Annotated in this window: 11 protein-coding genes; 7 read left to right on the top strand and 4 right to left on the bottom strand. The window is 67.9% G+C overall.

Translation table 11 applies throughout. From position 1 onward, the window contains the following. Positions 1–47: 47 nt before the first annotated feature. The 4 genes from IE266_RS01175 to IE266_RS01160 all read right to left on the bottom strand — a co-directional run bounded on the left by IE266_RS01175 (position 48) and on the right by IE266_RS01160 (position 5,112). Positions 48–1,124, bottom strand: coding sequence for a branched-chain amino acid ABC transporter permease (locus IE266_RS01175; protein ID WP_189678198.1), 1,077 nt, complete (start codon positions 1,122–1,124; stop codon positions 48–50). 95 nt (positions 1,125–1,219) lie between these two features. Next, a complete protein-coding gene (locus IE266_RS01170) occupies positions 1,220–2,173 on the bottom strand; it encodes a branched-chain amino acid ABC transporter permease (protein ID WP_189678197.1) in 954 nt (317 codons plus the stop codon). 10 nt (positions 2,174–2,183) lie between these two features. Then, a complete protein-coding gene (locus tag IE266_RS01165) occupies positions 2,184–2,999 on the bottom strand; it encodes an ABC transporter ATP-binding protein (protein ID WP_189678196.1) in 816 nt (271 codons plus the stop codon). A gap of 142 nt (positions 3,000–3,141) precedes the next feature. Beyond that, entirely contained in the window at positions 3,142–5,112 is a 1,971-nt protein-coding gene (locus IE266_RS01160; protein WP_189678195.1) for an AMP-binding protein, read from the bottom strand. A 248-nt stretch (positions 5,113–5,360) separates the two neighbouring features. On the opposite strand from IE266_RS01160, the gene IE266_RS01155 reads away from it, so the two are divergent. From IE266_RS01155 to IE266_RS01125, 7 genes are all read left to right on the top strand, one after another. Next, positions 5,361–7,232 carry a PAS-domain containing protein gene (locus IE266_RS01155; protein WP_373310489.1) on the top strand — a complete coding sequence of 624 codons (1,872 nt, stop codon included), beginning with the start codon at positions 5,361–5,363 and terminating at the stop codon, positions 7,230–7,232. Continuing rightward, a complete protein-coding gene (locus tag IE266_RS01150) occupies positions 7,229–7,930 on the top strand; it encodes a response regulator transcription factor (protein WP_189678193.1) in 702 nt (233 codons plus the stop codon). The genes IE266_RS01155 and IE266_RS01150 overlap by 4 nt, the downstream gene beginning before the upstream one ends. A gap of 89 nt (positions 7,931–8,019) precedes the next feature. After that, on the top strand, positions 8,020–8,811 hold the full coding sequence (gene trpA, locus IE266_RS01145) for a tryptophan synthase subunit alpha (RefSeq protein ID WP_189678192.1): 792 nt from the start codon (positions 8,020–8,022) through the stop codon (positions 8,809–8,811). Positions 8,812–8,971: 160 nt separating this feature from the next. After that, entirely contained in the window at positions 8,972–10,627 is a 1,656-nt protein-coding gene (locus tag IE266_RS01140; RefSeq protein ID WP_189678191.1) for a Y-family DNA polymerase, read from the top strand. A 245-nt stretch (positions 10,628–10,872) separates the two neighbouring features. Further along, the gene (gene gpmI / locus IE266_RS01135; RefSeq protein ID WP_189678190.1) at positions 10,873–12,387 is read left to right on the top strand and encodes a 2,3-bisphosphoglycerate-independent phosphoglycerate mutase; all 1,515 of its coding nucleotides are present in this window, start codon (positions 10,873–10,875) and stop codon (positions 12,385–12,387) included. Then, positions 12,384–13,523, top strand: a complete 1,140-nt coding sequence (locus tag IE266_RS01130) for a murein hydrolase activator EnvC family protein (RefSeq protein WP_189678189.1) — start codon at positions 12,384–12,386, stop codon at positions 13,521–13,523. Before gpmI ends, IE266_RS01130 begins: the two co-directional genes overlap by 4 nt. Before the next feature lie 6 nt (positions 13,524–13,529). After that, positions 13,530–14,873 (top strand): S41 family peptidase, encoded by a 1,344-nt coding sequence (locus IE266_RS01125; RefSeq protein ID WP_189678188.1) that lies wholly within the window; start codon positions 13,530–13,532, stop codon positions 14,871–14,873. The last annotated feature ends 139 nt before the right edge of the window (positions 14,874–15,012 follow it).

Here is a 15,012-nt window from a genome sequence, read left to right as displayed (position 1 = left end):
GGTTCCTCCCGTTGGTAGTCTGCTTGCCTTCTGCCGACCGACCCCGCTCAGTGCGGGAACGGCCAGATGACGAGTTTCTCGCGGATCAGCGCCCAGAGCCGGGCGAGGCCGTGCGGTTCGATGATCAGAAAGAAGATGATCAGCGAGCCGACGATCATGATGTTGAGATGTTCGACGGTGGCCGAGTCGATGTGGATGCCCAGCGCCTCGGGCACCGTGTTCAGCATCACCGGCAGGCCGACGATCAGGATCGCACCGAGGTAGTTGCCCATGATCGAGCCGAGCCCGCCGATGATGGCGATGAACAGGATGCGGAAGCTGAGCGGAATGTCGAAGAGGTTCGGCTCGGCCGCACCGCGCCACATGAAGACGAAGAGCGCGCCCGCCACGCCGACGATATAGGACGAGATCGCGAAGGCTGTCAGCTTGGAGCGCATCAGGTTGATGCCGATCAGCTCGGCCGCGAAATCCATGTCGCGGGTGGCCTTCCAGGTCCGGCCCAGGGTTCCGCGCGTCAAGTTGATCGTCACCCAGGTGAGCAGCGAGACCACCACCAGCACCACGTAGTATTGCACGATGGTCGAGGCCTGCGGCCCGGCGACATAGACACCGAACATGGTCAGGTTGGGCACCTGGATCGCGCCGCTCGAATTGTAGTTGTAGAGCCAGCCCCACTTCTCGAAGAGCCAGACCAGAAAGAACTGCGCCGCCAGCGTCGCGATGGCCAGGTAAAAGCCCTTGATGCGCAGGCTGGGGATGCCGAAGGCGACGCCGATGCCGGCGCTGAAGGCGCCCGACAGCAGGATCGCCACCAGCGGATTGAGCCAGGGCATCAGCGTGACCATCTTGTAGCAGGCATAGGCGCCCACGCCCATGAAGGCGGCGGTCCCGAGCGAGAGCTGCCCGGCATAGCCGGTCAGCACGTTAAGTCCCAGCGCCGCCAGCGAATAGATCAGGATCGGGATCAGCAGCGTCTGGAAGGTGAACTCGGAGGCCGTCAGCGGAAAGATCACCCAGGCCAGCAGCAGGATGATTCCCAGCAGGATGGCGTCCTGGCGCACCGGGAACACCGCCTGGTCGCTGGCGTAGGAGGTCTTGTATTGGCCGGCCGTGCGATACAGCATCTGGTCTCTTCCTTCCCGTTGGCGGGCCCTTCCCCGCCGCGATTTCCTGTCGGAGCCCTGTCAGCCCCGGTTCCGGCAGCGCGCCCCGCGCTGCCTCAGACCCGCTCGATGATCTTTTCTCCGAACAGCCCCTGCGGGCGGAACAGCAGCACCAGCAGCGCCAGCACGAAGGCGAACCAGGTCTCGGTATTGCCGCCCATCAGCGGCTGGCCCCAGTAGATCTCGAACAGCTTCTCCAGCAGCCCGATCATCAGACCGCCGATGATCGCGCCGGCGATGCTTTCGAGCCCGCCCAGCATCAGCACCGGCAGAGCCTTGTAGGCGATGACCTCGAGCGCGAAGGAGACACCGGCGCGCGCGCCCCAGGCGATGCCGGTGACCAGCGCGATGATCCCGGCGATGAACCAGACCAGCACCCAGATCGTGTGCAGCGAGATGCCGACCGAGAGCGCGGCCTGGCTGTCGTCGCCCAGCGCGCGGATTGCCCGGCCCATCTGGGTCCGGCTTAGGAAGACCAGCAGCCCGATCACCAGCAGCGCGGCGACAACCACGGCGGTCACGTCCTTCTGCTCGAGGATCAGCAGCCCGCCGAAGGGCTCCAGCGTCCAGGAGCCGGTCGGAATGCCCAGCTCCTCGGTGATCATCACCTTGTTCTCACCGCCGAAGATGATCTCGCCGAAACCGATCAGGAACAGGGTGATGCCGATGGTGGCCATGAACAGGATGATGTCCGGCTGCCCGACCAGCGGGCGCAGCACGACCCGCTCGATCGCCATCGCCAGCACGAACATAACGCCCAGCGTCAGCAGCACGCAGATCCAGGCAGGCACGCCCATCGCGTGCAGGCCCACCAGCGTCAGTGCCGCGAAGACCACCATGATGCCCTGGGCGAAGTTGAAGATCCGCGACGAGCGGAAGATCAACACGAAACCCAGCGCGATCAGCGCGTAGAGGATCCCCGAGACCAGGCCTTCCCAGAGCACCTGCAACAGGAAGTCGGGTGCCGAGAACATGTCCTGGAAAGGGGCGATGAAAATATCGTGGAGCATTGCCTGTCCTCTAGTGCTGGACGCCGAGATAGGCGTCGATCACGTCCTGGTTGTTGCGCACCTCGTCGGGCGAGCCGTCGCCGATCTTCTTGCCGTAATCCATCACGACGACCCGGTCGGAGAGGTCCATGACCACGCCCATGTCATGTTCGATCAGGGCGATGGTGGTGCCGAACTCGTCGTTCACGTCGAGGATGAAGCGGCACATGTCCTCCTTCTCCTCGACGTTCATGCCGGCCATCGGCTCGTCGAGCAGCAGGATCGTCGGCTCGGCCGCCAGGGCGCGCGCCAGTTCGACCCGCTTCTTGAGACCGTAGGGCAGGCGCGCCACCGGGGTCTTGCGGATGTGCTGGATCTCGAGGAAGTCGATCACCCGTTCCGCGATGATGCGGTTCTCGGTCTCCTCGGCCTCGGCGCGGCCCTTCCAGATCATCTGCGGAAGGATGCCCGCCTTCATGTGGGTCAGCCGGCCGGTCATCACGTTGTCGAGCACCGACATGCCCTCGAAGAGGGCGATGTTCTGGAAGGTGCGCGCGACGCCCTGCCGGGCCACCTCGTAGGGCTTCATCGGCGGGCGTTTCGCGCCCTTGTACCAGACCTCGCCCTCGGACGGGGTGTAAAAGCCCGAGATCACGTTCAGCATCGAGGACTTGCCGGCGCCGTTCGGGCCAATGATCGCGCGGATTTCGCCCTCGCGGATGTCGAAGCTGATGTTGTGGATCGCCACCACGCCGCCGAAACGCAGCGTGATGTTCTTCATCTCCATCACCACGCCGCCGATCTTGCGGCCATCGGCGGTGGTGTATCCCTCTGCCTGGTCCGTCATGCCACCCCCCGCTGCTTCTTCTCTTTGAAAATAATCCCGCCGGAGGCTCCGACGTTTGCCACCCGCGCCGCCCCGTCCGGGTGGCGCCATTTCCCTCTCCCCTCGGGGGAGAGGGTCAGGGTGAGGGGCACGCCCGTCGCCCTCATTCCGCTGCCATCCTGCTGGCCACCGGCACCACCTTCGCATCGCGGACGTCCAGCGTCGCGCTGATATAGCCCTTGCGGCCATCCTCGTAGGTGACCTCGGTGCGCGTGCTGACCGTCTTCGAGCCATCGTAGAGCGCCGCGATGATGTCGGCGTATTTCTCCTCGATGATCCGGCGGCGCACCTTGCGGGTGCGGGTCAGTTCGCCGTCGTCGGCGTCGAGTTCCTTGTGCAGCACCACGAAGCGGTGCACCTGGCAGCCTGCCAGCATCGAATCCTCGGCCACCGAGCGGTTGACCTCCTCGACATGGCTCTGGACCATCTCCAGCACCTTCGGGTGCCCGGCCAGTTCCTGGTAGCTGGCATAGGCGATGTTGTTGCGCTCGGCCCAGCTCGACACCGCCGCCAGGTCGATGTTGATGAAGGCGGCGCAGCGGTCGCGGCCATTGCCGAAGACCACGGCCTCGAGGATGTTGGGATAGAACTTCAGCTTGTTCTCGACGTATTTCGGCGCAAACAGGCTGCCGTCGGCCATCTTGCCCACGTCCTTGGCGCGGTCGATGATGCGCAGGTGGCCGCTGCCTTCCTCGATGAAGCCGGCGTCGCCGGTGGCCACCCAGCCCTCGGCATCCTTGGTCGAGGCGGTGCTCTCGGGGTTCTTGTAGTATTCGACGAAAACGCCGGGAGAGCGGTAGAAGACCTCGCCATTCTCGGCGATCTTCAGCTCGACGCCGGGGCTCGGGACGCCCACGGTGTCCGAGCGCACCTCGCCGTCGGGCTGGGCGGTGATGAAGACCGTCGCCTCGGTCTGGCCGTAGAGCTGCTTTAGGTTGATGCCGAGCGAGCGGTAGAATTCGAAGATCTCGGGGCCGATCGCCTCGCCGGCGGTATAGCCGACGCGGACGCGGGAAAAGCCCATGGTGTTCTTCAGCGGACCGTAGACCAGCAGGTTGCCGATGGCATAGCTCAGCCGGTCGCCGAAGCTGACCGGCTTGCCGTCCAGGATCGCCGGACCGACCCGGCGCGCCACGGCCATGTATTTGTCGAACATCCGCTTCTTGAAGCGCCCGGCGTCCTCCATGCGGATCATCACGGTGGTCAGCAGCGTCTCGAACACGCGGGGCGGGGCGAAGAAATAGGTCGGCCCGATCTCGCGCAGGTCCTGCATCATCGTCTCGGGGTTTTCCGGGCAGTTGACGCAGAAACCGGTCCAGTAGGCCTGCCCGATCGAGAAGATGAAGTCGCCGACCCAGGCCATCGGCAGGTAGGCCAGCACGTCGTCGGAGCGCGTCAGGTTGTCGAAGGCGCAGGAGGACTTGGCGCTTTCGATCACGTTGCGGTTTGACAGCACCACGCCCTTGGGTTTGCCGGTGGTGCCAGAGGTGTAGAGCATCACGGCACGGCTGTCATAGTCGAGCTTGGCTTCGCGGGCGCGCAGTTCGGTGATCCATTCGTCGCGCGCGGCGCGGCCCTGGTTCTGCACGTGGCTGTACTGGTGCAGGTGCGAATGGTCGTATTTCCGCAGGCCGCGCGGGTCGAGGTAGATCAGGTGCTCGAACTGGTGCAGGCGGTCCTGCACCTCGATGACCTTGTCGACCTGTTCCTGGTCGCTGACCACGGCAAAGCGCGCGCCGCAATGTTCCAGCACATAGGCCATCTCCTCGGCCACGGCGTCCTGGTACATCGGCACCGGCACCGCGCCGACCATCTGCGCGGCGGTCATGGTCCAGTAGAGATAGGGACGGTTGCGCCCGATGATGGCGATGAAATCGCCTTCCTTCACGCCGAGGTTCAACAGGCCCAGCGCCAGCGCCTCGATCTCGTCGGCCGTCTCGGCCCAGGTCCAGCTCTGCCAGATCCCGAATTCCTTTTCCCGGTAGGCCGGAGCGGTACCGAACTCGGAAGCATTGCGACGAAGAAGTGCCGGAACGGACCGAAGTCCTCCGACGCCAGTTTGCGTCTGAGCCAAGATTGTCTCCTCCCCTACGGGCCTCTCCTGCCCGTCCTTCCGACCGCTGAGCGCGATTCTGGATTCCAAGCGAACCCGACCGCACCATCGGGGTCAACTTTTTCTTCAGCTTTGCGCAAACCTAACGAATTGTTACCGAGGCCGCAGCGGCGCGCGGATCATCGACAATCTCCCGCAAGCGGCCGTATGATCGCCCGCCGGCAGGAGGAGAGGGCGGTTTGGCGATCAGCGAACGGCAGAAGCAGGGGATGATGACCGCGGGGTTGAACCTGATCGCTCAGGCCCTGTCGATCTATGACCGCGACCTGCGCCTGGTGATCTGCAACCAGCGGTTCCGGACCATGTTCAACCTGCCCGACTCGCTGGTGACCCCGGGTGCGCATTTCGAGGATACGATCCGCCACCTGGCGGTGACCGGCGAATACGGCCCGGTCGACGATGTCGAAAGCTTCGTGCGCATCCGGATCGACCAGGCACTCGATTTCGAGCCGCATTACATGGAGCGCACCCGCTCGAACGGGCGCACCATCTCGGTCGAGGGCTCGCCGCTGCCGCAGGGTGGCTGGATCACCGTCTATACCGACATCACCCGAGCCAAGCGGGTGGAGGGATTGCTGCGTGCCCGCTCGGAAGAACTGTCCGACCAGCTGCTGGCCCATACCGAGGAACTCTCGGCCACCAACCGCGAGCTGGCCGCGACGAACACCGCGCTGGAAGAGGCCAAGCGCCATCTGACCGAGCTGGAGGCGCGCGCGCGGATGACCGCCGAGATGATGCCGGCGCATATCTCGCACGTCGATTCCGGCGGGCGCTATCTCTATTCCAACCGGCGCCTGTCCTCGGTGATCCCCGGCGCGCCTTCGGACATCGTCGGGCGGCCGATCGACGAGGTGCTGGGGCCGGTCAACTTCGGCCGTATCGCGCCCTATCTGGACGAAGCCTACAAGGGCGTGGGCGCCACCTTCGAGTTCACAGAGAACACCGACTCGCGCCGGATCCGGGTGGCGCTGACACCGGACCAGTCGGGCGGGGTCTACATCCTGTCGATGGACGTGACCGAAGAGACCCAGGCCCGATCTGCCCTGCAACAGACCCGCCGCCGCGCCATGGCGGCGCAGCTGACCAGCGGGCTGGCGCATGACTTCTCGAACCTGTTGACCATCATCCTCGGGATGCAGTCGAAGCTCGCCAAGATGGACCTCGGATCCGAGGCCGCCGAACTGGTCGAGGCCACGCGCACCACCGCGCGGCGCGGGGGACGCCTGCTGAACCGGATCGCCGACATGACCGGCAACCGCACCCTGCGCCCGCAACGCACCGACGTGCACGCGCTGCTGGCCGACCTGGTCCTGCTCGCCACGCCCAGCCTGCCGCGCGGGGTGGGTCTGTCGATCATCGACACCACGCCCGACGCCGCCCTGATGCTCGACCCCGGCATTCTGCAGGACGCGCTGCTGAACTTGATCCTGAACGCCCGTGACGCCTGCGGCACCACCGGCCAGATCACCGTCAGCGCTCATGCCGTCGGGCAGACCTGGCTCGACCTCACCGTGACCGACACCGGCCCCGGCTTTTCCCAGGACGCGCTGAATCGGGCGACCGAGCCTTTCTTCACCACCAAGGGCGGCGAGGGTTCTGGCCTGGGCCTCACGATGGCCTATGACATGACCAAGCTCGCCGGCGGCGACATGCGCCTGGCCAATACCGGAAGCGGCGCCAGCGTGACCCTGCGCCTGCCCTATCGCGCCGCACCGGCCGGCAGCGGCGGCCTGGCGCTGCTGGTCGAGGACAGCGAGGACCTGCGCCCGCTGTTCCGCGACATGCTGGTGGCGCTGGGCTTCTCGGTGATCGAGGCGACCTCGGCCGACGAGGCGGTCGCGCTGGCCGCCGACATTCCCGACATCGCGCTGGTGCTCTCCGATATCCAGCTTGCCGGCAGCGGCACCGGGCTCGACCTGCTCGACCGGGTGCAGGGCACCGGGCTGCCCTGCGTGCTGATGACCTCGCTGCCCGAAACCGACCCGCTGCACCGCGCCGCCGCTGCGCGGGTGCCGGTGCTCAGAAAACCCTTCGCGGCCGACAAGCTCGCCGCGCTTCTACGTCCGAAGGCCGCCGAATGACCGCACCGCTTGTCACCATCCTCGACGACGAGGCCGAGATCCGCCAGATGCTGACCGAGGTGCTGGAGGAGGCGGGCTTCCGCACCCAGTCCTTCGCCCGCGCCCGCGAGTTCGAGGCGGCGTTGAACCGCGTCGCGCCGGATGTCTGCCTTGTCGACCTCTCGCTGCCCGACACCGATGGGCTGGCGCTGGTACACCGGCTGGCGCTGGAACGCGGCGCGGCGGTCATCATCATCTCGGGCCGCGCCCAGGTGCAGGACCGCGTGACCGGGCTGGAGCTGGGCGCCGACGATTATATCACCAAGCCCTTCGAGCCGGCCGAGGTGGTGGCCCGCATTCGCGCCCGCATCCGCTCCTCCCGCCCGGCCCAGCCCGCCGGCAACACCGCCCATTTCAATGGCTGGACCGCGCATTTCGACCGCTACGCGCTCGAGGACGACAGCGGCGCGGAAACGCCCTTCAGCCATGCCGAGGGCGAGGTGCTGCGGCTGTTCCTGGAAAGCCCCAAGCGGCTCATCAGCCGCCAGCAGATGCAGGAGAGCCTTGGCGGCGCGGCGGGCGAGAGCTTTGACCGGGCGATGGACGTGCGCATCTCGCGGCTGCGCACCAAGCTGCGCGAGGATCCGAAGAACCCGCGCCTCATCAAGACGATCTACGGCGCCGGATACATCTTTCTGGGCGATGTGCGCTGGGGCTGACCGGCGCGCAGCGCTTATCCACACGACGCGCATTGATTTCCGGGGTCACATTTGGCATGGCAGTCCGAACAGCCGGAGGACGCCCCGACATGAGCCGCATCGACGCCCGCTTCAACGAACTCAAGGCGCAGAAGCGCAAGGCCTTCGTGGCCTATGTCATGGCCGGGGATCCCGACTTTGATACCTCGCTCGAACTGGTCAAGGGCCTGCCCGCCGCCGGGGTCGACATCATCGAGCTGGGCCTGCCCTTCACCGACCCGATGGCCGATGGCCCGACCATCCAGCTCGCCGGTCAGCGCGCGCTCGACGGTGGGATGACGCTGGACAAGACCCTGGGCCTGGCCCGCGCCTTCCGCGTGACCGACCAGAAGACGCCGATCGTGATGATGGGCTATTACAACCCGATCTATTCGCGCGGGGTGGACACCTTCCTCGAGCAGGCCAAGGAAGCCGGCATCGACGGGCTGATCGTGGTCGACCTGCCGCCCGAAGAGGACGACGAGCTCTGCATTCCTGCGCAGAAGGCCGGGCTGAACTTCATCCGCCTGGCGACGCCGACGACCGATGACAACCGGCTGCCGCGGGTGATGCAGAACACCTCGGGCTTTGTCTATTACGTTTCGATCACCGGCATCACCGGCGCGGCCGAGGCGCAGGCGGCGGTTGTCGGCCCGGAAGTCGCGCGCATCAAGGCGGTGAGCGACCTGCCGGTGATCGTCGGTTTCGGCGTCCGCACCCCCGAGACCGCCCGTGCGGTTGCGGGTGTGGCCGATGGCACCGTCGTTGGCTCGGCCATCGTTGCCCAGATCGAGGCGGGCAAGCCGGTGCCCGAGATCCTCGAGTTCGTGCGCTCGCTCGCAGACGGCGCCCACGCGGCCTGATCGCTGCTTTCGGATTTTCCTGGACCGGCGGTGCCCCGATGGGTGCCGCCGGTTTGCTTTTGCCTTGTTAGAGCCTGTTTTCGCGCCGTGTGGCCGAGTCTCGACTCGTGCCCCGAGTCGGGTATATTCTGGAACAAACAGCGAACATAACTCCGGAATCATGTCCCGCCGCCGTATCCTTTCCCTATGGTTTCCCTGCCTCGGGGCAGAGCGGGTGATCCGCGCCGAACGCCTGGCCGAGCCGGTGCCGCTGGCGGTGGTGGCCGAGCAGGGGAACATGCAGGTGGTGACCTCGCTGAACGGGGTCGCCTTCGGGGCCGGCCTGCGGCCGGGCCAGCCGCTGCGCGATGCCCATGCGATGTGTGCGGGGCTGATGACCCGTGCGCGCAACCTGCCGGCCGAGCGGGCCTTTCTGGCGGCGCTGCGGCGCTGGGCGGGGCGGTTCAGCCCCTGGGTGGCCGAGGAAGCGCCCGACTCGCTGGTGGTCGACCTCACCGGCTGCGCGCATCTCTTCGGCGGCGAAGAGCGGCTGGTGGCGCAGATCGAGGAGGATTGCGCCGACATGGGGCTGACCGTACGCAGCGGCATCGCCGACACCCTGGGCACGGCCTGGGCGCTGGCGCGGTTTGCCGGGCAGTCGGGCGGGGCGGCGCGCAGCGGCGACGCCATCGACCAGGAGGCGCGGGCGACGCGGGCGCGGGCGGGCAAGCGGCGGCACTGGACCAGGGGCGGGGCGGCGCCGCAGGTGGGGGCCGCGCCCGGAGGCGTGTCGCGGATCGCGCCGCCGGGGCAGGCCTATGGCGCGCTCGCCCCGCTGCCGGTGGCGGCGCTGCGGCTCGATCCCGAGACGGTGGCGCAGCTGTCGCGGCTGGGGCTGCGGCGGATCGGCGACCTGCTGGGCCAGCCGCGCGCGGCGCTGGCGCGGCGCTTCGGGACCGGGCTGGTGCTGCGGCTCGACCAGGCCACCGGCAGCGCGCCCGAGCCGGTCTCGCCGGCGCGGCTGGCGGATCACTTCGCGGTGCGGCTGACCCTGCCCGAGCCGATCGGGCTGCAGGCGGACGTGATGGCGGCGGTCGACCGGATGCTGCCCCGGCTCTGCGCGCTGCTGAAGGAGAAGGGGCGGGGGGTGCGGAGCCTGCGGCTCGAGGCGCATCGGACCGACCAGCAGGCGGAATGCGTGACCATCGGGCTGGCCCGGCCGGGGCATGACGCCGACCGGATCCGGCCGCTGCTGGAGATGAAGACGGGAGAGATCGACGCGGGCTTCGGGATCGACATGCTGCGGCTCGAGGCGGTGGCGACCGAGCCGCTGCACGAGCGGCGGGCGGTGGGGCACCTGGAAGCCGGGCAGGCGGTGCGGGACCGGCTGGCCGGGCAGTCGGCGCTCGACGACCTCATCGGCCGGCTGGGCGCGCGGATCGGGCTGGAGGCGATCACCCGGCGGCATCCGGGGGCGAGCCATATCCCCGAGAAGACGGCGGTGACGCTGGCGGCGGCCTGGTCGGAGCCGGCGAAGGACTGGCCGGCGCCGCCGACGCCGCGGCCGCTGCTGATGTGGCGGCCCGAGGTGGTGATGGCGCCCGACCGGCCGCAGCTGCCGGAGCGGTTCCGCTGGCGGGGGCGGACCTGGCACCTGGGGTCGGCGCGGGGGCCGGAGCGGATCGCCCCGGAGTGGTGGCTGGAGGACCCGGAGTGGCGGAGCGGGTCGCGGGATTACTGGGTGGTGGTCACCGCCGAGGGGGCGCGGCTGTGGTTGTTCTATGCCCATGGCGGGGCCCTGTCGGCGGGGTGGTTCTGCCAGGGCTGTTTCGCCTGATTCAGGGGCTGTTTCAGGTGTCCCAGCTAGGACGGTCAGCAACACACTGGAATCGCTTGATATTTTACGAGTGAGTTTCCGGGACGCTGAAATGCGCCCCTGACGCCGCCCCCGGAGGGACGCCGCGCGGCGCGCCGGACCTGCGGCAACGGCGGGGGTTTCATCGCATCGGGCAAAGGTCTAGAACGCGCCCGAGCGGAGGGCGCGCGCAGACAACGCGACCCCAGAAGGCGGAGACCCGGACCATGAGCGCCCCGAAACCTGTTGTTCTATGCATTCTCGACGGCTGGGGCCTGTCCGAGGAGACCTCGGCCAACGCGCCGCACCTGGCGAAGACGCCCACCTTCGACGCGATCATGCAGGGGCCGCATGCGACGCTCATCACCCATGGCCCCGATGTCGGCTTGCCCAGCGGGCAGATGGGCAATTCGGAAGTCGGCCATACCAATATCGGCGCGGGCCGGGTGGTGGCGATGGACCTGGGCCAGATCGACCTCGCCATCGAGGATGGATCGTTCTTCGCGAACGAGGCTCTGAACGCCTTTGTAGAGACCGTAAAAGCCGCGGGCGGCACCGCGCATCTGATGGGCGTGGTCTCGGACGGCGGGGTGCACGGGCACCTGACGCACATGCTGGCGGCAGCGAAGGCGATCACGGGCAAGGGCGTGCCGGTGGCGATCCACGCGATCACCGACGGGCGCGACGTGGCGCCGAAATCGGCGCTGGGCTATCTCGAGACGCTGGAGGCGGGCCTGCCCGAGGGTGCGCGCATCGCCACCGTCTCGGGGCGTTACTACGCGATGGACCGCGACAATCGCTGGGAGCGGGTCGGCAAGGCCTATGCCGCGATGATCGGCGCCAAGGGCGAGGCGGCCGATACGCCGGCGGCGGCGGTCGAGGCGGCCTATGCCCAGGACGTGAGCGACGAATTCATCCTGCCGACGGTCATCGGGCCCTATACAGGGGCAAAGAATGGCGACGGTTTCTTCTGCCTGAACTTCCGCGCCGACCGCGCGCGCGAGATCCTGCGCGCCATCGGCGAGCCGGGTTTTGCCGAGTTCGATGTGGGCGCGCGCCCGGCTTGGTCGGCGCTGCTGGGCATGGTCGATTACTCGGCCCAGCACGATACCTTCATGACCGCGGCCTATCCCAAGCGCGCGGTGGTCAACACGCTGGGCGAATGGGTGGCGAAACAGGGGCTCACCCAGTTCCACCTCGCCGAGACCGAGAAATACCCCCATGTCACCTTCTTCCTGAACGGCGGCAAGGAAGCGCCCTGGGAGGGCGAGGACCGCTTCATGCCGAAATCGCCCAAGGTGGCGACCTATGACCTGCAGCCCGAGATGTCGGCCGAGGAGGTCACCGACCAGTTCGTCGCCGCCATCGAGAAGGGGTACGACCTGATCGTGACCAATTACGCAAACCCCGACATGGTCGGCCATACCGGCAGCCTGCCGGCGGCCATCGCGGCCTGCGAGGCGGTGGACAGGGGTCTGGCACGGGTGGTCGCCGCGCTGGAGAAGGCGGGGGGCGCGATGATCGTCACCGCCGACCACGGCAATTGCGAGACCATGGTGGACCCGGTGACCGGCGGGCCGCATACCGCCCATACCACAAACCCGGTGCCGGTGGCGCTGGTTGGCGGGCCGGCGGGGGCGAAGCTGAAAAGCGGTCGGCTGGCCGACCTGGCGCCGACGATCCTGGCGCTGATGGGCCTGCCGAAGCCCCCCGAGATGACCGGGGAGAACCTGCTGGCATGATGCGCCGCGCCGCCCTCGCCCTCGTGGTTGCCCTGCTCGCCACCGGCGCGGCGGCGGCGCAGGACGACCCGGCCCATGCAGCGAGCGCGGCGGCCCGGCAGCTGGAGCGCGCGGCGGCCTCGCTGGACGCGGCGACCAGCGCGCGCGACCGGGTGCGGGCGCTGACCGAGACGGTTCAGGCCTACGAGGCCGGGCTGGCGGCGATGCGCGAGGGGATGCGGCGCGTGGCGACCCGCGAGACCACGCTGAGCCGCAAGCTCGCCGCGCGCGAGCAGGAGATTTCCCGGCTGATCGGCGTGTTGCAGGTGATCGAGACCTCGGCCCCGCCGGTGCTGCTGGTGCATCCCTCGGGGCCGATGGGCAGCGCGCGCTCGGCGATGATGCTGGCCGACGTGACGCCGGGGCTGAACGCCCAGGCCGCCGAGCTGCGCCGCGATGTCGAAGAGCTGCGGACGCTGCGCATCCTGCAGGCCAATGCCGCCGAGGGGCTGAAGACCGCGCTGGCCGGGGTGCAGCAGGCGCGCGCCGGGCTGAGCCAGGCGGTGGCCGAGCGCACCGACCTGCCGCGCCGCTTCATCGAGGACCCGGTGCGCACGGCGATCCTGCTGGGTTCGACCGAGACGCTGGACGCCTTTGCCGACGGGCTGGCCGAGATGAGCGATACGCCGATCCCCGAGAGCGATGCCGATATCTCGGCGCAGAAGGGGCATCTACCGCTGCCGGTGCAGGGGGTGATCCTGCACCGCGCCCGCCAGGCCGATGCCGCCGGGGTGCGGCGCGAGGGCATGATCCTCGCCACCCGGCCGCGGGCGCTGGTGACGGCGCCGGTGGCGGCGACGATCCGTTACCGGGGGCCGCTGCTGGACCTGGGCAACGTGGTGATTCTCGAACCGCAGCGCGACACCCTGTTCGTGCTGTCCGGCCTTGCCGAGGTATTCGGCGAGGCGGGCGAGGTCATTCCCGCCGGTTCCCCGGTGGGTCTGATGGGCGGGCAGACGCCCGAAAACGGGGCGATTTTGTCACTAAGCGGTGATGGCACTGGAACTGACCATCCAGAAACGCTCTATATTGAGGTCAGACAGGGTGGCGCCCCGGTGGATCCGGAGACGTGGTTCCAAACCGACAAGGATGGATAGCAGAGCATGAGAAAATTCGTGATGGCCGCGCTGGGCGGATCGCTGGCGGGTATACTCGCCACGACTCAGATTGCCGGTCCGCTGGTGGCCCAGGAGAAGGCGAAGAACGCCAACGTCTACGAGCAGCTCGACCTGTTCGGCGACATCTTCGAACGGATCCGCGCGCAATATGTCGAGGAGGTGGACGCCTCGAAGCTGATCGAGGCGGCGATCGACGGGATGCTGACCTCGCTCGACCCTCATTCGAGCTATCTCTCGCCCGATGACGCGGCGGCGATGCGGGTGCAGACCCGCGGCGAATTCGGCGGGCTGGGGATCGAGGTCACCCAGGAAGAGGGCTTCGTGAAGGTGGTCTCGCCGATCGACGGCACCCCGGCGGACGAGGCCGGGATCGAGGCGGGCGACTTCATCACCCATGTGAACGGCGAGTCGGTGCTGGGGCTGACGCTGGACAAGGCGGTCGAGATGATGCGCGGGCCGGTGGGTTCCGAGATCGTCATCACCGTGGTGCGCAAGGGCGAGGACGAGCCCTTCGACGTCTCGATCATCCGCGACACCATCAAGCTGACCGCCGTGCGCTCGCGCACCGAGGGGCGGGCGGTGGTGCTGCGGGTCACCACCTTCAACGAGCAGACCATGCCGAACCTCGAAGCCGGCCTCAAGGAGCAGATCGAGGCGGCCGGCGGCATGGAGAAGGTCGACGGCATCGTGCTCGACCTGCGCAACAACCCCGGCGGTCTGCTGAACCAGGCGATCAAGGTCTCGGACGCCTTCCTGGAATCGGGCGAGATCGTCTCGACCCGCGGCCGCAACCCCGAGGATGGCGAGCGCTTCAACGCCACGCCGGGCGACCTGGCGGACGGCAAGCCGATCGTGGTGCTGATCAACGGCGGTTCGGCCTCGGCCTCGGAGATCGTCGCCGGCGCGCTGCAGGACCACCGCCGCGCCATCGTGGTGGGCACCAAGTCCTTCGGCAAGGGCTCGGTCCAGACGGTGATGCAGCTGCGCGGTGACGGCGCGATGCGGCTGACCACGGCGCGCTACTACACGCCCTCGGGCCGGTCGATCCAGGCGCTGGGCGTCTCGCCCGACATCGTGGTGGAACAGCCCAAGAAGCCGGTGAACCCGGTGGAAGAGCCTGAAGCCAAGAGTGCGGTCTCGCGTTCGCGTTCGGAAGCCGACCTGCGCGGCCGGCTGAACAACGACAGCCTGACCCCGGACGAGATCCGCCAGATCGAGGAAGACCGCGCCAAGGCCGAGAAATCGGCAGAGCTGCGCGAATCCGACTACCAGCTGGCCTATGCGATCGACATCCTGAAGGGCCTCTCGGCGCTGGCGCCGGCGAAGTAAGCCACCTGAAACGCAAGGAAAAGGGCGCCCCGGTGGCGCCCTTTGTCATTTCCGCGCCACCGCGGAAACCCGCGCGCCGCACCCCTGGTTTCTCTTCTTCAAAAATACTCGGGGGGAGCCGCCCGGCACGGGCGGGGGG

The sequence above is a fragment of the Seohaeicola zhoushanensis genome, from assembly GCF_014656415.1.
In the GTDB taxonomy this organism is placed as follows: domain Bacteria; phylum Pseudomonadota; class Alphaproteobacteria; order Rhodobacterales; family Rhodobacteraceae; genus Seohaeicola_A; species Seohaeicola_A zhoushanensis.
The sequence above is the reverse complement of the archived record's forward strand: the minus strand, read 5'-3'. Positions and strand labels throughout refer to the sequence as shown.